Origin of the sequence: Brachyspira hampsonii (genome assembly GCF_002214805.1) — a bacterium.
Lineage (GTDB): Bacteria > Spirochaetota > Brachyspiria > Brachyspirales > Brachyspiraceae > Brachyspira > Brachyspira hampsonii.
Window position 1 is genome coordinate 976,733 of record NZ_CP019914.1, and the last position, 17,292, is coordinate 994,024.

The 17,292-nt window shown below is 26.9% G+C and carries 16 protein-coding genes; 10 read left to right on the forward strand and 6 right to left on the reverse strand.

From position 1 onward, the window contains the following. Positions 1 to 281: 281 nt before the first annotated feature. From fusA to BHAMNSH16_RS04030, 3 genes are all read left to right on the forward strand, one after another. Positions 282 to 2,372: an elongation factor G gene (gene fusA, locus BHAMNSH16_RS04020; protein WP_008731071.1), complete on the forward strand. Its 2,091-nt coding sequence runs from the start codon at positions 282 to 284 to the stop codon at positions 2,370 to 2,372. An 89-nt stretch (positions 2,373 to 2,461) separates the two neighbouring features. Continuing rightward, positions 2,462 to 3,280: a PTS sugar transporter subunit IIA gene (locus BHAMNSH16_RS04025; RefSeq protein WP_008722992.1), complete on the forward strand. Its 819-nt coding sequence runs from the start codon at positions 2,462 to 2,464 to the stop codon at positions 3,278 to 3,280. 8 nt (positions 3,281 to 3,288) lie between these two features. Then, positions 3,289 to 3,702, forward strand: a complete 414-nt coding sequence (locus tag BHAMNSH16_RS04030) for a hypothetical protein (protein ID WP_008731069.1) — start codon at positions 3,289 to 3,291, stop codon at positions 3,700 to 3,702. Between the two features lie 141 nt (positions 3,703 to 3,843). Here the strand turns inward: BHAMNSH16_RS04030 and BHAMNSH16_RS04035 are convergent, their stop codons facing one another. From BHAMNSH16_RS04035 to BHAMNSH16_RS04050, 4 genes are all read right to left on the reverse strand, one after another. Beyond that, positions 3,844 to 4,965, reverse strand: a complete 1,122-nt coding sequence (locus BHAMNSH16_RS04035; protein ID WP_008731066.1) for a hypothetical protein — start codon at positions 4,963 to 4,965, stop codon at positions 3,844 to 3,846. Positions 4,966 to 4,999: 34 nt separating this feature from the next. After that, positions 5,000 to 5,698 (reverse strand): DUF554 domain-containing protein, encoded by a 699-nt coding sequence (locus tag BHAMNSH16_RS04040; RefSeq protein WP_008731065.1) that lies wholly within the window; start codon positions 5,696 to 5,698, stop codon positions 5,000 to 5,002. 75 nt (positions 5,699 to 5,773) lie between these two features. Further along, positions 5,774 to 6,307 (reverse strand): shikimate kinase, encoded by a 534-nt coding sequence (locus BHAMNSH16_RS04045; RefSeq protein WP_008731062.1) that lies wholly within the window; start codon positions 6,305 to 6,307, stop codon positions 5,774 to 5,776. Then, complete coding sequence (locus BHAMNSH16_RS04050; protein WP_008731060.1) at positions 6,300 to 7,424, reverse strand: chorismate mutase; 1,125 nt, start codon at positions 7,422 to 7,424, stop codon at positions 6,300 to 6,302. The genes BHAMNSH16_RS04045 and BHAMNSH16_RS04050 overlap by 8 nt, the downstream gene beginning before the upstream one ends. Before the next feature lie 604 nt (positions 7,425 to 8,028). Between BHAMNSH16_RS04050 and pnuC the strand changes: the two genes are divergently transcribed. The 6 genes from pnuC (at position 8,029) to recF (ending at position 14,662) form a co-directional block, all read left to right on the forward strand. Beyond that, positions 8,029 to 8,718, forward strand: a complete 690-nt coding sequence (gene pnuC, locus BHAMNSH16_RS04055; protein WP_008731057.1) for a nicotinamide riboside transporter PnuC — start codon at positions 8,029 to 8,031, stop codon at positions 8,716 to 8,718. Positions 8,719 to 8,761: 43 nt separating this feature from the next. Beyond that, a complete protein-coding gene (locus BHAMNSH16_RS04060; protein WP_008731055.1) occupies positions 8,762 to 9,772 on the forward strand; it encodes an AAA family ATPase in 1,011 nt (336 codons plus the stop codon). A 152-nt stretch (positions 9,773 to 9,924) separates the two neighbouring features. Beyond that, complete coding sequence (locus tag BHAMNSH16_RS04065; RefSeq protein WP_008731053.1) at positions 9,925 to 10,911, forward strand: vWA domain-containing protein; 987 nt, start codon at positions 9,925 to 9,927, stop codon at positions 10,909 to 10,911. A 165-nt stretch (positions 10,912 to 11,076) separates the two neighbouring features. After that, complete coding sequence (gene metK, locus BHAMNSH16_RS04070; RefSeq protein WP_008731052.1) at positions 11,077 to 12,261, forward strand: methionine adenosyltransferase; 1,185 nt, start codon at positions 11,077 to 11,079, stop codon at positions 12,259 to 12,261. Between the two features lie 95 nt (positions 12,262 to 12,356). Then, positions 12,357 to 13,247 (forward strand): hypothetical protein, encoded by an 891-nt coding sequence (locus BHAMNSH16_RS04075; RefSeq protein WP_008731050.1) that lies wholly within the window; start codon positions 12,357 to 12,359, stop codon positions 13,245 to 13,247. A gap of 347 nt (positions 13,248 to 13,594) precedes the next feature. Then, complete coding sequence (gene recF, locus BHAMNSH16_RS04080) at positions 13,595 to 14,662, forward strand: DNA replication/repair protein RecF (protein WP_008731048.1); 1,068 nt, start codon at positions 13,595 to 13,597, stop codon at positions 14,660 to 14,662. Between the two features lie 248 nt (positions 14,663 to 14,910). Here recF and BHAMNSH16_RS04085 read toward each other — a convergent pair whose 3' ends face one another. Together BHAMNSH16_RS04085 and BHAMNSH16_RS04090 are read right to left on the reverse strand one after the other, a co-directional pair. Next, positions 14,911 to 15,420 carry a hypothetical protein gene (locus BHAMNSH16_RS04085; protein WP_069731600.1) on the reverse strand — a complete coding sequence of 170 codons (510 nt, stop codon included), beginning with the start codon at positions 15,418 to 15,420 and terminating at the stop codon, positions 14,911 to 14,913. After that, a complete protein-coding gene (locus BHAMNSH16_RS04090; RefSeq protein ID WP_241033650.1) occupies positions 15,410 to 16,702 on the reverse strand; it encodes an AAA family ATPase in 1,293 nt (430 codons plus the stop codon). The genes BHAMNSH16_RS04085 and BHAMNSH16_RS04090 overlap by 11 nt, the downstream gene beginning before the upstream one ends. A 131-nt stretch (positions 16,703 to 16,833) precedes the next feature. Here BHAMNSH16_RS04090 and BHAMNSH16_RS14235 point away from each other — a divergent pair, with 131 nt between their 5' ends. After that, positions 16,834 to 16,983, forward strand: a complete 150-nt coding sequence (locus BHAMNSH16_RS14235) for a hypothetical protein (RefSeq protein ID WP_206193862.1) — start codon at positions 16,834 to 16,836, stop codon at positions 16,981 to 16,983. The last annotated feature ends 309 nt before the right edge of the window (positions 16,984 to 17,292 follow it).

Here is a 17,292-nt window from a genome sequence, read left to right on the forward strand (position 1 = left end):
AAATTATAATATATCAACAATATATTTACATCAATATTTTTATTTATAAAATTTTTATAAATAAAATAAAAACTAATATTTATTAATTATTGCTTAATAATAAAAATAGCATATAAAATTTGATTTTTGAGATTTTTTTTACTATACTTGAGTTATCATGCATTACTTAGTTTTCTATGAATCAGCTTATTCTTTAAGCTTCTTTAGAAACAAGTCAAATCATATAACAAATAATAATCTATTACATCAAAATAATTTCTGTTACCAAAGGAGGAATGTTTATGGGAAAAATTTATAACCCAGAAAGTATTCGTAATGTTGCACTTTTAGGACATGTGGGAAGCGGTAAAACTAGTTTGAATGAAGCCTTACTCTATAGAGCTAAATCTATAGATAAAAAAGGTGAAATCGAAAGAGGAACTACAGTCAGTGATTATACAGACGAAGAAATCAAGCAAAAAATGTCCATAAGAACTTCTTTAAGTTTTATAGAATGGAAGGATCATAAAATTAATTTGCTGGACATTCCTGGGTCGGGTGATTTCAGCGGTGAGATTAACCCTGCTTTAAGAGTGGCTGAATCATGTATTGTTGTTATAGATGCAGAATTCGGAATACAAATAGAAACAGAAAAACATTGGCAGATGGCTAATAATTTCAGAAGACCTAGAATAGTATTTATCAATAAAATAGATAAAGAAATGGTTGATCATAAAGCTTTATTAGAAAAAATTGAAAATAACTTTAAAGAACCTCCTGTAGTTCCTATACAAATTCCTATGGGTAATGGTAAAGATTTTAAAGGTATAATAGATGTTATTTATCATAAAGCATATTTCAGAGATGATCATGGAAAAATAGTAGAGGCAGAAATACCTGAAGAATATTATGAAGAGTACAGAGCAACACGCGACAGATTAAAAGAATTAGTATGCGAAGTTGATGACGGACTTATGGAAAGATATTTAGACGGCGGAAAATTTACAGATGAAGAATATATAGAAGCTCTAACAAAATCTATACTTCAATATAAAGTAGTACCTATTCTATTTGGAACTTCTATAAGAGATATAGGTATGGGAGCGGTACTAGATACTATAATAAGATATATGCCTTCGCCTTCTTATGTACCTGTTACAGACGGTACAGACCTTTTAACTAATGAACCTGCAACAAGAAGCATATTAGGTGATGATAATCCTTTCGCTGCATTTGTGTTTAAAACTACTATAGATCAATATGCCGGAAGAATCTCTTTCTTTAAAGTTCGTTCCGGAAGTATAAAAAGCGGCGATGAAATATATAATTCCAGAACAGGTAAAAAAGAAAAAGTATCTCATATATATATGGCTAGAGGAAAAAAACAAATAGAAAGCGACACTATTACAGCAGGAGATATAGGAGTATTAGCAAAACTTTCAGACTGCAGAACAGGCGATACTATAAGTTCTCCGTCTGCCCCATTCCAATTCTTACCTCTTAAAGTCCCTCAGCCTATATACTTTACCGCTATTAAAATACTCAAAAATGATATAAAAGCTCTTGAAGTACTTGATACTATTGCTCAGGAAGATTTAACTTTTCATGTAGAGTATGACAGTGAAACTAAAGAAACTATCATTAAAGCTATGGGTGCTTTACAGGTAAAATTAGCATTGGAAAGAGTAGTATCTCTTACTAAAGCTGAAATAGAACAAAGTGTTCCTAGAGTAGCATACAGAGAAACTATAAGAAAGAAAGCTCAGGCACAATACAGACATAAAAAACAATCCGGAGGAAGCGGACAGTTCGGAGAAGTTCATTTAGAAGCAGAACCCCTTCCTAGAGACGGCGGTTATGAATTTATTAATGATATATTCGGAGGAGCTATACCTAAACAATATATACCGGGAGTAGAAAAAGGTATACAAGATGCTATGGCACAGGGACCTTTGGGAAGATATCCTATGGTTGATATAAAAGTAAGACTTTTTGACGGTAAATACCATGATGTAGACTCTAATGAATTGTCATTTAGAATAGCAGGTTCTATGGCAGCAAAAGAAGCATTCAAAAATGCAAGTCCTGTATTATTAGAGCCTATTATGAAAGTTACAGTTTATGTGCCTGAGGAGTTTACAGGTGCTATAATGAATGAACTTACAGGTAAAAGAGGAAAAATTTTGGGTATGGAAGCAGCATCAAATACTATACAGATGATTAAAGCTGAAGTTCCATTATCTGAAATGCTTACTTACTCTATAGAAATGAAAGCATCTACTTCAGGAAGAGGTACTTTTGAAATGGAGCATTCCCACTATCAAGAGCTTACAGGACCTTTAGCCGATAAGGTTATAGAGGAAAGAAAAGCATTGCTTGGCAGCGGAGAGTAATAATTAGAGGTAATGTATATAAAAATAAAGTTGATATTTTTTATATACTATCATATAATATTAGAATATGTATAAAACTAGGAGATTGTATGCTCAAAATAATTGACAAAATCACAAAAGAACATGTATTTGAAGACTTGGAATCAAAAGACAAAGAATCACTTTTTAGAGCGTTAAGTGAAAAAATTGCACCAGTTGCTTCTGCTTCTGCAGATGCTATATTCGATGCATTCAAAAAACGTGAAGATGAATACACTACTAACATTGGAAATGGGGTTGCTGTTCCTCATGGAAGAATACAAGGTTATGGAAAAACTGATATATTTGTTGGTTTCTTAAAAGATGAAATTAACTATGATTCAGACTCTGATGAAAAAAGTCCTGTTAAACTTGTATTTGCAATACTTTCCGATCTTGATAACCCACAGGATTACCTTTTAAACCTTTCTCAAATTTTCTTCTTGGTAAATCAAAAAGAAATACTTGATAAAGTTATGGCTACTAAAAGCTATGATGAACTTGCTTCTGTTTTAGAATCATTCAAAAAATTAGATGAAAAATTTGAAGCTGAAAAACAAATTAAATTCTTAATTGAACTTGAAAGAGCTGAAATACAAATTAAAGCTTATGAACTTTACAGCTCTACTCACTCTCAGCAAAAATCTGATGTTGTTTTAGAAGAGTATAAAAAATACAAAGACACTATATTAAGCAAAATTGATGTTGCTGTATTAGAAAATTACAAAAGGATTAAAGAAAATAAAGGTGAAGCCCTAGCTAAAATAGAAAATTACAAATGCAGTGCTTGTAATGTTGCTATACCTAAAATGACTGTTAATGAAGTTAGAAGACAAAATCAAATTATTATGTGCTTCCACTGCGGAAGAATATTATTTACTACTGACTGATAACATTAATGATAAGTAATTTATTAAAAATATGGACAGCTAAAAGAAATGTTTTAATAATACTTCTTTTAGCTTTCCTTTATATTTCATGCTCGCCTAATAAACCTAGCTCTCTTCTTTCTGAGTTTTATAACTACCCTAATCCCTTTTCGCCTTCTAACGGTGAGAATACTACATATAAGGTATCCATTGAAAGCGGTGAAATTATAAGTGCAAAAGTGGAAATATATTCTCAAAATGGTGATTTAATGGATTCAAAAGATTTAATTATTGATGCTTCAAAAAAAACAGCATCTTGTATATGGTCCGGACTTGATAAAAATGGTAAATATCTTCCTTCTGCCGTTTATAATGCTAAAGCAACAGTAAAAGATAATCAGGATTCCACATTTACAGCTGAATTCAAAACTTCTATAAGATAATAAGATAAAATCAGAAAATTAAAATAAAACTATTAATTAAATAAGCTTTATATTGTTGTTAGCGATAAACTTTTTATTTATGCATTATTAAAAATCAGCTGACAACTTCATTCATCAGTTATCAGCTGCTCCTTTATAGCTTTAATTAGAATTCTTTATTTTTTCTATCCAAGTATTATATTCTTCTTCTGATATTTCATCTAATATCTTCACATAAGGTTTTAATTTCTGATGAGGTTTTGTGAAATAGCTTATATCCCATTTTACAGGTTTTGTCCACATTCCTTCACTATCCATAATCAGTATATGAGTGCCGTCTAAATCAGGAATTTCTTCCGGAGACATATCACTATATAATATTTTATAACAATCCAATTCACCATTCTCATCTTCAATATTGTAACTGCCGTCTTTTTGAAGTGCATATATGGTGTAATACTGCTGATGTGCCTCTGTTTCCATTAATTCCTGAGGATGTTCATTTCCAATGGCTATATTATAAATAGTTTCATTAAACTCATAATTATCTATACCGTATCTTTTTAATAATCCTTTTTTATATAATTCTGCTTCTAATAGTGTTATAAGATAATATCCATTACTCATATCTGAAGCCTCTATATAAAAACCTCTCTGTACTTTAGAAGAAAGAACAAGAATTTTTGTCTTACAGCATGCCTCTATACCAATATGTATATATGATAAAGCATTAATATAAGGCTCTAAATATTCTATATGATCTTCAAGTCCTAAATTAATAAAATACTTTCTTAAATCCTGATTAGAACATATAACCGTCATAACAGGAGGAATCATCATATCAATTCCAATAAATGCCTCTAATGGTTTATAATCTAATCTGTACATAATATCTATATTAATGCGGGCTATATCATCATCAGTAAGATCATCTTCGTCTACATTATAAAGCTGAGCGGCATTCTCTATAAAACGGCAGGCATTATCTATATTTCTAAAAAATAAATTAATAATATTTTTACCTATTTCATCATCTATTATATCTTCATGATGAATTGAATGTCCTACAAAATTGGCAGCATAGTATGATTTTAGTATATCCATATTTTCAAATTCTGATGCTATTTGTCTGCATATATCCAATTCTTTATCATGATTTTCTTTTACATACTCTTTTAATTTTAAGAATTTCTCGTTTTGAGATACAAGTTTTTTATTTGCAACTTCTTCAACATTTGATTTTTGCTTAGTGTAGTCAATATACTCTTTTAATATGTCTTCCATTGATAATATCTCCTAACATTTTTTATATATTATATCATAAAAATTGAATATAAGGTATAAGTAAAACAAGTAAAATAGAATAAATTAAAGCAGGAAGAAAATCTCCTGTTTTTATTTTAGTTAATTTTAATAAATTTATTCCTATCATCATAACTGTAGCCCCTCCTACAGCAGAAACTTCATTAAGCATTGTTTCAGAAACATAAGGCTCTAAAAAAGATGAAAGTATAGTTAAAGCACCTTGATATACAAATATGCTTATTATAGAAAAAGCAACTCCTATACCATAAACTGTAGCCATAAATACTGCAACAAATCCGTCTATTACACTTTTAGTGAATATTAAATCATATATACCTTGAGTTCCTGCCTGAAATGAGCCTAATATAGACATAGAGCCTGAACAGAAAAGTATTGAAGAAGTTAAAAATCCTAAAGCAAAATTACCTGAATTTTCCTTAAAAGCAAATTTATTTTTTAAAAACTCTCCGAAAAATTCTATTTTTTCTTCTATTCTAAAGAATGTACCTGTAACTCCTCCAAGCATTATTGACACAGCAAATATCAATATATGCTTTGTAGTTATAGCCATAGTTATACCGATAGTAAGAGATATTATACCTGCTGCTATAAAAACAGGTTCTTCATACCTTTTTGATAATTTATTTTTAAATGCAAAACCTATAACAGAACCTACAAGAACTGCTATCATATTAACAAAAACCGCTATCATACTTTAATCCTAACATTATTATAATATATAATTAGCTATATAAATTAAATAATATAATGCTTCTTTCAAATTTTATCAACAGTAATTTTTTATGCTTTCATAAAATTTTTTAAAAGTATTATCAATATTATCTTCCCAACTGTGATGAGTGAATATAATATGTGCTGATTCTCTGTATAATCTGTCTCTTTGTTTTGATAATTCCAACAATTTATTTTTATCTTTAGCAAGAAGAGGTCTTTGAGAAGGATCTATATTTTCAAGTATGATGTCAGGATTTCTGTCTACAAAAATAGTTAATCCTTTATCCTTCATAATATTTCTATTTTTTTCAGAGAGAACTATACCTCCGCCTGTAGATATGACGGCATTACTTAGGCTGCTTAATTCCTGCAATACATCACTTTCAAGATTTCTAAAATAAGTCTCTCCATTATTAGCAAAAATCTCTGTTATAGTACTGCCCTCTTTATCTTCTATAAAAGAATCCATATCATAAAACTGATAATTTAATTTTTTAGCGAGCATTTTTGATAATGCACTTTTTCCGCATCCCGGCAAACCTATAATAAATATAATTTTACTATTTTTTATATCTTTATTATTCATTATATACACCTAAAATAATTAAATTTTCAACGCTTTTTTTAAACTCTTCAAACTCTGATTTGTTCTTTTTAAAATCACCTGTCATATCAATATAAAAATAATACTGCCATTTTCTTTCAACATGCGGACGGCTTACTATAGAAGTTAAATTAAAACTTTTTAATTTCTCCAAAGAATCCGCCAAACTTCCTTCTTCATGAGGAAGAAGAAATCTGATAGTCATTTTATTGCCTGTTGTTAAAGCATTATCATAATTAGCAACTATAATAAAACGAGTGGTATTGCCTTTAATATTTTCAATATTTTCTTCAAGCATTTCTAAATCATAAATTTTGCAAGAATGCTTATTAGAAATGGAAGCCATAGTTTTATCGTCTCCATTAGAAACTATGAATGCTGCTTCTGCTGTATTAGATGATGTTAACTCTTCAAAATTATTTTCTTTTATAAAATTAGAACATTGTTTTAAAGCCTGATGATGGGATATTACTTTTTTAATATCTTTTATACTAGTGCCTTTTTTTGCCATAAGTCCGTATTCTATAGGAAGATAAACTTCTCCGACTATCTTACAATTATAATCAGCAAGTATATCCAAAACTTCATTAACCATCCCTGTGGAAGAATTCTCTAAGGGCAAAACTCCGTAATAACATTCTCCGCTTCTTATGCTCTCAAGTACATCATCAAAATGTTCTTTCTTTACAAGTTTAGCATTCTCACCAAAAAATTTTAAAGCCGCTTCATGTCCGTTTCCGCCTTCTCTGCCCTGATATACTATTTTTTCATCGTATTTTATATTTTCTTTATTATCATCTTTTTTATCTTCTGCTGAATTATATCCTCCAATCAAATGTTTCTGAAGCTGTTTTGATGTATACATTATATCATTATAAATAGTAGTAATTAATCCTGATAATTCTTTATTTTCAAGCAATTCTATTTTTTTTGCTATTACTTCTTTTTCTCTTTTAGGATCGAATATAGGGGCATTATATTTCTTTTTTGTCTCCCCCACTTTCAAACTTATTTTCATTCTTTCATCTATCAAATTTACTATCTGCTTATCTATTGAGTCAATTTCTTTTCTTAATTCCTGTAATTCATCATTAAGCATAATTATATCCCTTTTATAAATTTAAATATTTAAGATTATACTAAATAGATTTCAAATTGTAAAGGATTTTATTTTTTATAAATTATATAAAGCTCTAAATTTAATAAAAGCTAGGGCGGGTGCTTTGATATCTATATAAAACAAAGAAAGAAATTAATTTTAATTTTAAAAAAATTAATAAGTATAGTGGGCGGGGGATTAGAGAAAAGTTCAAAAGAAAATTTATTTTAATTTCCCACCCTTTAAGTTTATAGTTTACTCTGTAATATGTATTTTATTTATATTGATAACTAATCAAGAAAAAGCATACCCACCCAAGCATTTTTTAAATTTTATGGCTTTTAACTGCACGCGATAAATAGAATTCTAATTTATAGTGCAATTATATAATTTCAGACTAGATTTGTTTTTATTAAAGTCTTTTATATTTTATTTATAAATGTTTCTTATTTAAATTAAAGATATAATTTATTAATTTCTCTATATTAAAACAGTTATATTTTTTATACTCTTCATAATCAATAATATTAATAAAGTATAAATTATTGACTTTATACAACATAAGTATAGAATAATAAAAAATTATTTAAATAAAAAAACTATAATGAAAAATTTTATAAAAAATGAACTTAAAAATTGGAAAGCTTTAGAAGTATTATGGACACTAACAGCAAGCGGTATAATATTGTCGCTTTCTATATATTGGAAAGAAAATATTATAGGCATAGTATCATCAATAAGCGGTATATTATGCGTAATACTTACAGGTAAAGGAAAATTATCTTCATATATATTTGGAATGATTAATACTATTCTATATTCGTATATTGCTTTTAATGCCAAATACTATGGTGAGTTTATGCTTAATGTCTTCTATTATATACCTATGAATATAGCCGGGTTTATACTTTGGAGCAGAAATTTAAATAAAGAAAACAGCGAAGTTATAAAAACAAAATTGGATAATAAATATAAAACTATAATATTTACTTTCTCTTTTATATCAATATTTATTTACGGACTTATATTAAAAAAATTAGGAGGCTCTCTTCCCTTTGTAGATAGTGCAAGTACAGTATTTGCTATAACAGCTCAGATACTATGCATAAAAAGATGTTCAGAACAATGGATAATGTGGATATTAGTAAACATTTTAAATATTTCTATATGGTATATTAACTTTTCAATTGGAGGAGATAATATAGCAACTTTACTTATGTGGAGTGTATATTTAGTTAATGCTATATTTATGCTTATAAAATGGTACAAAGAAGCAAATGCTGCAAAAAATTGATAAATTAAGTATTTAATAAAAATAATTATTATTCGGAGTTTTTATGTATAATGTAGGAATGTACGCAGGATCATTCAATCCAATTCATCTAGGTCATGTAAGATGCATAATAGAAGCAGCTAATCAATGCCGAACTCTTTATATAATTTTATGCATTGGAAATAATAGAAATGAAATTGACAGAAAAATTAGATACAGATGGATTTATCAATTAACCAAACATATAGGAAATGTAAAAATTCTATTTATAGAAGATAATGCAAAAACAAAAGAAGATTATACAGAAGATTTATGGGAAGAGGATTCTATAAAAATTAAAAATGCTATAGGCAGAAAGATTGATGCAGTATTTTTGGGAGATGATTATAAAGATAAAGATTCTTTTTATACGAGATACTATAAAGAGTCAGAATTAATATTTATAGAGAGAAATGAAATAAGTTCTACAAAGATTAGAGAAAATGTTTATAAGTATTGGGATTATATTCCTAATATAGTAAAGCCTTATTATACAAAAAAAATTTTACTTTTGGGAAGCGAAAGTACAGGAAAGTCAACACTTACAATTAATTTAGCGAATTATTATAATACCAACTATATAGAAGAAGCAGGCAGAGAATTATCCGAAAAATCTGGAACGGATTTGCTTATGCTTTCAGAAGATTTTACAGAAATACTTTTAACTCATAAACTAAATGAAATAAAGGCATTAGAACATAGCAATAAAATATTATTTATAGATACTGATGCTGTAATTACAAATTTTTATATGCATTTTTTGAAAGATGAAAATATAATTAATAATGAAATATTAGCAAAGGCAATTATTAATATAAATAAATATGATGCAGTATTATTTTTAGAACCTGATGTGGATTTTGTTCAGGACGGAGACAGAAGCGAAGTAATAAAAAATGACCGAGAAAAATACAGCAGGAAAATAAAAGATATACTTGATAATCTAAAAATTAAATATTATTCTATAAACGGAGATTATCAGTCGAGGTTTAAGAAGTCTGTTTTCATAATAGATGGGTTATTAGAAAACAAATAATTATATATTTATAAGATTTAATTATTAATATACATCTATTGGCTATATAATACTTTACTTTTATCTGTATTTTAGTATAATAGTTTAGCAAATATTACTTTGTATTATTTAGCATGTTTTAATATTAAAATTATTATTAGGGAAATTAATAAATGACTTTTGTATCTCCAAAATTTTTATTCTTACTTCTGACTTTACCTATTATAATATTTTTATATATACAAACAAGAAAAAATCATTCATACTCAGTAAAGCATCCAAGGGTAAGTATGTCAAAAGTGTTAAAATCAAGATACTATGTAAAAGATATACCATTTATATTTATAATATTGGCACTTGCTTTTTCTATTATAGGTTTAGCTCGTCCTGCAAAAGTTTCACATTTATCGGATATTAACGGAGAAGGTGTTTATATTTCTCTTGTTGTCGATGTGTCGCCTTCTATGATGGCTGAAGATATGATGCCTACAAGACTTGAAGCTTCTAAAAAAACTATGATAGATTTTATAAAAAAAAGAAATTTTGATAAAATAAGTTTAGTAGCATTTGCATTGAGAGCTTCTGTACTATCACCTGCTACCTTTGATTACACTTCATTAGAAGAAGAAATAAAAAAGATAGAAATAGATGAAGAAGGTTCTACTTCTATAGGACTTGGAATTGCAACTGCTGTTGATATGCTTAGAAGTGTTAAAGAGGATAATGAAAAGATTATTATACTTCTTACAGACGGAGAAAATAACTCTGGAGAAATAGATCCTAAATTAGCTTCTGAAATAGCTTCCAATTTCAATATCAAAATATACACAATAGGTATAGGCGATGCTAATGGAAGTCATGCTTGGGTAACTTATGATGATCCTAACTATGGTAAAAGAAGAATAAGAGCCGATTTTACTCTTAATGAAGAAGCTTTAATTGACATAGCAGCAACTACAGGCGGAAAATACTTTAATGCTAAAAATGCTTCAGCTTTGGATAATGTTTATAATACAATAGACAGATTAGAGAAAAAACCCATATTAGATGATGATTTAATTCAGTATAAAGAATTGTATAAGCCGTTTATAATAATAGCTTTTCTTTGTTTATGCCTGAGTATTATACTTTCTACAACTAGATTCTTAATAATACCATAGTTTGACATGTATTACAATATTTAATTAATACTATATGTAATAATAATTATTATAAAAATTAATAGTTATTCATACTAAATTGTAATAATTATTAAATATTTTATTGACTATTTATATTAACTAATATAAAATAGATTGATTATATTTTAATAAAGAGGTAAAACTATGGCAGAGATAAAAAATTATTATTTCTCTTCTGAATCGGTAACAGAAGGCCATCCTGATAAGATCTGCGATGCTGTAAGCGATGCAGTCTTAGACGAATGTTTAAAACAAGATCCAAATTCAAGAGTAGCTTGCGAAACTTTAGCAAAAACAGGTATGATTTTTATTGCTGGAGAGATAACTACAAAAGCTAAATTGGATTATCAAAAAATCGCCAGAGATACCGTAAGGCGAATAGGTTACACAAGCAGCGAAATGGGTTTTGACGCTGATACTTGTGCGGTAATGGAGGCTATTGCTGAGCAGTCTCCTGATATAGATATGGGTGTTAGTGCCGGTAAGGGATTATTTAATTCTGAATCATCAAATGTTTCTGAAGGTGCAGGCGACCAAGGTATAATGTTCGGTTATGCTATAAATGAAACTGAAACTTTTATGCCTTTAACTATATATTTAGCTCATAGATTGGCAGAGCGTTTGGCTAAAGTTAGAAAAGACAAAATAGTTGACTATTTAAGACCAGACGGCAAAAGTCAGGTTACTGTTGAATATAAAGACGGTAAAGCCGCTAGAATAGAAGCCGTTGTTATTTCCACTCAGCATGCCGCAGGCGTTGATCACAAACAAATAGAAGCTGACATAAAAAAACATGTTATTAGTGAAATATGTCCTGCTAATATGCTTGATGAAAACACTAAATACTACATTAACCCAACAGGTTCATTTGTAGTAGGCGGACCTATGGGCGACTGCGGATTAACAGGAAGAAAAATTATCGTAGACAGCTACGGCGGACATGGTGCACATGGCGGCGGAGCTTTCTCTGGTAAAGACCCTACAAAAGTAGACAGAAGTGCTTGCTATATGGCTAGATATGTTGCTAAAAATATAGTAGCTTCCGGCATAGCTGACAGAGCTTTAGTTCAGTTTGCTTATGCTATAGGAGTACCTGAGCCTTTATCTGTATATGTTAATACTTTCGGTACAGCAAAAGTTCATGATGAAGTATTGGCTAATATAGTTACTAAAGAGCTTGATTTAACTCCTGCTGGTATAATCAAAAGATTAGATTTGAGAAGACCTATTTATGAAAAAACTACAGCTTACGGACATTTCGGAAGAGAGCTTCCAGAGTTCACTTGGGAGAAAACAGATATAAAAGATTTGTTTGCTAATGCTAAATAATTAAAAAAATAAAATATAAAAAGTTTTAAACATTCAGGGCTTGTTAATAAAATATTAGCAAGCCTTTTTATTATAAATATTTTTAGGATATCATTATGAGAAAATTAAGAAACGATTTTATGAAAGATCCAGATTTAATAAAAGTAGTTGATATAGTAAAAAAAGATGATACTTTGTTATTTTGTATAAGAGAAAATAATATTAATGTTTATTATAGAGGAGTAAGTATTTTAAAATTTGAAGATGGTAAAGGAATAGATAAATCAAATTATAATAAAGTATATCTTTCAAATTCTGAATTAAATACATCTAATGTAGATGAATGGATTAAAAATATTGTAGCATTAAAGAATTTAGTTGATACACAAATAAGTAACTTCCAAACAGAAAAAGAATTTCAGCAATTGGTGGTTAGAACAAATACAAGTTCTAAATTGGCATTGGAGTCGGATTATTATTTTGTTGATATTGAAAGTATAGATCCTGATATGAAAGAATGCCGATTTGATATAGTTGGTTTTAAATGGACTAATAGAAAAAATATTAGTAAATGCCAATTGTGTATCGTAGAAATGAAATATGGTAAAGATGCTTTTGATAATATGAATAAACATTTTAGTGATATCTTATATTTAGACGGACATTCTCATCTTGATGATTTAAAAATACAAACTATAAGTCAATTTAGACAATTAATAGAATTAGGATTAATAAATTTAAGAAGCGGAGCAGATAAAAATGCAGATGATATTAAAGAATTAGATAAAAAAGCAGAATGTATTATTTTGTTTGCCGATTTGAATCCTAAAAGTGAGCTTACTTATAGAATATATAAAGAAGCTATAAAAACACAATCTCAATCAAAAAATATAGAAATAAAATTTGCAGTATCTTCATTTATGGGATATGCATTATTCAATCAATTTATATTAGACTTGGATCAATTTAAAGACTTCTGCACCAGACTAAAAATAAAAAATTTCTAAATTATAAAAAGCATACTAATATTTATAATGCATATTAGTATGCTTTTATTTTATTAATAGACTTGTTTCAAAACTACTTGACAAGATTATATATATGAATTTTAGTAATTTATTAATTATAAAAACAATGTTTTATATATTGTATAACTTATTATTCTAGTATATAAATATGCAGTCCTTCGCCTACCGACCGCAGAGCGTGGCACAACTGTGTACTTCGTAGGACTAGTCCACACAAATTTATAAAAAATTAGTTTTAAAACAAGTCTAATATAATACTCACACTACTATTTTTAATATTTTAATATATAATACTTTTCACTAATAAAACAAAAGGCTTAAATAAAATGATACTTAAAGAACTTACAATTCGTTCTTTTAGAAATTACAATGAAAATTTATTTGAATTCTCTGACAAAATAAATGTGCTTTACGGACATAACGGCTGCGGTAAAACTAATATACTTGAAGCAATATATATGCTTGGAAACGGAGTATCATTTAGAACAAGACTTGACAGAGAGCTTGTACAAAATGGAAGTGATAATTATTTTTTGAGAGGCATTTTCAGAGAAGATGAATTAAATTATGACACTAATATAGAAATAGCATACCAAAAAAAAGTAAAAAAGGTATTTATAGATAAAAAAGAAGTGTCTTCAAGAAAAGATTTAATAGGAAGAATACTTTATGTTATATTTCTGCCAAATGATACTGACTTGGTAATAGCAGAGCCTAAATTAAGAAGAGATTATTTTAACATGCTAATATCAACAATATCATCAGAATATTTGCTTGCATTAATCAAATATAATAAACTCTTAAAAATGAGAAATATTTGTATCACTACAAAACCTAATGAAGCATACATTTATAATAATGATATAGCCAAACTTTCCATTTATATAGCTGGTGAAAATAAAAAATATTCTTCTCTTTTAGAAGATAAAATGAATGAAATCTATAAAAATATTTTTAATAATGAAAACCCTTATGCTATAAAATATCAGTCTACCATAGAAGACATATCAAATGAAAATGAATACATAAAAAAACTAGAAAGCACTTTAAACGAACAAATAAGAATGCGTACCACATATTTTGGGATACATAGAGCAGAGTATCAATTCTTTTACAAAGATTCGCTTTCAAAAAAATTCTCATCTCAGGGCGAGAAAAGAATGTTTACTCTTATAATGAAACTTGCAAGTGAAAAAATATTATCAGAATACAGAAAAAAATCCCCTATTCTGCTTATTGATGATGCTATGCTTGAGCTTGATAATACAAGACGAGATAATATACTTGAATACATAAAAACATTAGGACAGGTATTTATTACCGTTACAGAAAAAGAGAAAGTGAAAAACTTTGAAAACGGAAAAGTTTTTGATATACCAAATATAAGAATGTAAAAATTATAAAATAGCCAAAAATTAAATACAAACCTCAAACTAGAGAAGAATTGCAAAAGTTGGCGAAAGATGAAAATATATATTTGCGTGATATTGATACAAGTTTAATTACTGATATGAGCAGATTATTCAGAAATACAGTTTTCAGGTTCGCCTATAGAAAATAATCCACATTCTTAGTATATAGAAAATTAATTGATTATAGTACAATTATATAATAGAAATGAGTAATAAAAATAAGAATTATATTATAATATTAGAGGATTTTTGGATGAACATATTATTTTATTTCCATTAGATCGTCTTTTATCATTATTTGAAACAACAATAACATAATAAATTAAATTAAACATATTCTTAGGTTTTATTTTAGATTTATCATACAAAATTTTTGCTAATTTTTTTGATTTATTTTCTATACCATGAGGAATTTTATTTTTTTCTTTACTAACTATATAAGTCTTTAATTCTTTAGTATCTATTAAATGTTTTAACTTAACATTATTTGAAATATTTTTAATCGTTTCTATAATTTGAATATATGCTTTATCTATTTTTTGACCTTTTAATTCTATAAAATTAGAAACTTCTTTTTCTCTATATGCTAAATAATCACATTTTTTTACATCATCACTAAATATACCATTATCGACTTTTATAATAAAAATATCATTATCTGCTTTTATATAAAGTTTTGTTTGTGCATCTGACAAAGTTTTTATATCATCTTTTTTTAATAACTCATAATTACTGTTCATTATTTAATTCCATATCAAATAATTTAGTATATGTTTCATTAATAGTATTAGATATATCATCTATTTCTTCGCAGTTAATTTCATTTTCTTCATTAATAAGATTTGTATATCTAAAATCATTTAAATATAATTTAAAAGCATTTATTTCATTAGGATTAATATATGAATATTCCCCCACAATATTATTAATTTTTTCAATTTTTTCTTTATTGTTTTTATAATTTTCTTTTAATTTTCCAGCATACAGTAAATTATTTGCACTTGTCAATATATAAGGACTATGAGTTGTAATCAAAATATTACTATTGGTTATATTCATAAAATTAACAATGAAGTCTATAATTTCTTTTTGCATATTAGGATATAAATGGGCTTCTGGTTCTTCTATTATAACAAAAATATTTTTTTTATTAAGCCATATTATACCTAATAAAACATTTAAAAGCCACAGTATTTCCTGCTGTCCAGACGATATTTTATCTACAGGTATTTTTTTATTAGTATTATCCAATTTTATATATCCAAACTTATCATCACAAAAATACTGCCCCCCCATATATTTTTCTATTTTTTTATTCATTTCATTTAAAATTATTTTTTTGTCATCATCATTGACATTTTTTACAAAATTTCTAACTCCATCTTTAAATAAGAACTCTATTTTTTCAACAAGTGTAAGAAAAGGATAAAATATAAAATCTATAGTATTATAATCCAATCTAGTTCTTTGATTATTCAATAATGCTATAGAACTTCTTGAGGCTGGTATATAATAAGTTATTAATTCATTTTCAAAAAAATCATTTATTTCTTTACCTATTCCTCTTTCAAAAATATCTTCAAACCTTACCACACTATTAACATTTAAATATTCCCCAAAAAGTCTTTTTATATCTATTTCTAATTTATTAAAAAATATTATTATATTCTCACTATAATTAATATCTAGATTATTATTTTTTTTTGTAATTTCTATATAAGTATTATATTTGTATACATATTTTAAATATAAATCATTATCTATATTCTCCAATTTCCCAAATATACTTATAAAAAAATCTTTTATTATATTATAATATATTTCTTTTATCCTGTATTGTATTTTATTTTTATAAGCAAATATATAAAATCTTATTTGAGTATTTATTTCTTTGAAGAAAAATATTGCTTTACTTATTGTGCTTTTTCCTGAAGATTGTTCGCCTATAATCAAATTAAATCTATTAATTTCCATTTCAAAATCTTTTACTACAAGCAAATTCTTAATAATTATTTTCTGCATATTATCTCCATTAATCATATAAAAACTATTATACTTAAAATATAAAAAATTGTCTATATTGAAAATTTTAGGTTTATATATATATTATAAAAAATAGCATTAATAATTATATGTTTTTATAGGAATACATTATGCATAAATACAAACCTCAAACTATAGAAGAATTGCAAAAGTTGGTGAAAGATGAAAATACATATTTAGGTGATATTGATACAAGTTTAATTACTGATATGAGCAGATTATTTAGAAATACATTTTTCAGGTTAGCCTATAGAAAATAATCCTCTTTCTTTGTATATAGTAAATTAAAAAATAAAATTTTATTATAACTCCCCCGCCCTTTATATTTTTTTGTTTTAATTAACTATTTTATTTTCATAATATTTATAACTTTATTAGAATTTTTAGCACCCGCCCAAATTGGTTTAAATTTGTTGTATTTTCACCGCACGCAAAACTATATTAAAAAATTAATTTCATTATTGATACAATTTAAATTTATTATAAAAGTGAATTCAGCGTGCGTTAAAGAGATTATCAAATTTACAAAATTAACTAATTAAAAATTATATCAGCTTTTTTTTTTGCTA

What these genes read in the sequence shown, in the direction of transcription:
- fusA (WP_008731071.1), top strand. Translation starts at nt 282, where the DNA reads ATGGGAAAAATTTATAACCCAGAAAGTATTCGTAATGTTGCACTTTTA.
- BHAMNSH16_RS04025 (WP_008722992.1), top strand. Translation starts at nt 2,462, where the DNA reads ATGCTCAAAATAATTGACAAAATCACAAAAGAACATGTATTTGAAGAC.
- BHAMNSH16_RS04030 (WP_008731069.1), top strand. Translation starts at nt 3,289, where the DNA reads ATGATAAGTAATTTATTAAAAATATGGACAGCTAAAAGAAATGTTTTA.
- BHAMNSH16_RS04035 (WP_008731066.1), bottom strand. Translation starts at nt 4,965, where the DNA reads ATGGAAGACATATTAAAAGAGTATATTGACTACACTAAGCAAAAATCA.
- BHAMNSH16_RS04040 (WP_008731065.1), bottom strand. Translation starts at nt 5,698, where the DNA reads ATGATAGCGGTTTTTGTTAATATGATAGCAGTTCTTGTAGGTTCTGTT.
- BHAMNSH16_RS04045 (WP_008731062.1), bottom strand. Translation starts at nt 6,307, where the DNA reads ATGAATAATAAAGATATAAAAAATAGTAAAATTATATTTATTATAGGT.
- BHAMNSH16_RS04050 (WP_008731060.1), bottom strand. Translation starts at nt 7,424, where the DNA reads ATGCTTAATGATGAATTACAGGAATTAAGAAAAGAAATTGACTCAATA.
- pnuC (WP_008731057.1), top strand. Translation starts at nt 8,029, where the DNA reads ATGAAAAATTTTATAAAAAATGAACTTAAAAATTGGAAAGCTTTAGAA.
- BHAMNSH16_RS04060 (WP_008731055.1), top strand. Translation starts at nt 8,762, where the DNA reads ATGTATAATGTAGGAATGTACGCAGGATCATTCAATCCAATTCATCTA.
- BHAMNSH16_RS04065 (WP_008731053.1), top strand. Translation starts at nt 9,925, where the DNA reads ATGACTTTTGTATCTCCAAAATTTTTATTCTTACTTCTGACTTTACCT.
- metK (WP_008731052.1), top strand. Translation starts at nt 11,077, where the DNA reads ATGGCAGAGATAAAAAATTATTATTTCTCTTCTGAATCGGTAACAGAA.
- BHAMNSH16_RS04075 (WP_008731050.1), top strand. Translation starts at nt 12,357, where the DNA reads ATGAGAAAATTAAGAAACGATTTTATGAAAGATCCAGATTTAATAAAA.
- recF (WP_008731048.1), top strand. Translation starts at nt 13,595, where the DNA reads ATGATACTTAAAGAACTTACAATTCGTTCTTTTAGAAATTACAATGAA.
- BHAMNSH16_RS04085 (WP_069731600.1), bottom strand. Translation starts at nt 15,420, where the DNA reads ATGAACAGTAATTATGAGTTATTAAAAAAAGATGATATAAAAACTTTG.
- BHAMNSH16_RS04090 (WP_241033650.1), bottom strand. Translation starts at nt 16,702, where the DNA reads ATGCAGAAAATAATTATTAAGAATTTGCTTGTAGTAAAAGATTTTGAA.
- BHAMNSH16_RS14235 (WP_206193862.1), top strand. Translation starts at nt 16,834, where the DNA reads ATGCATAAATACAAACCTCAAACTATAGAAGAATTGCAAAAGTTGGTG.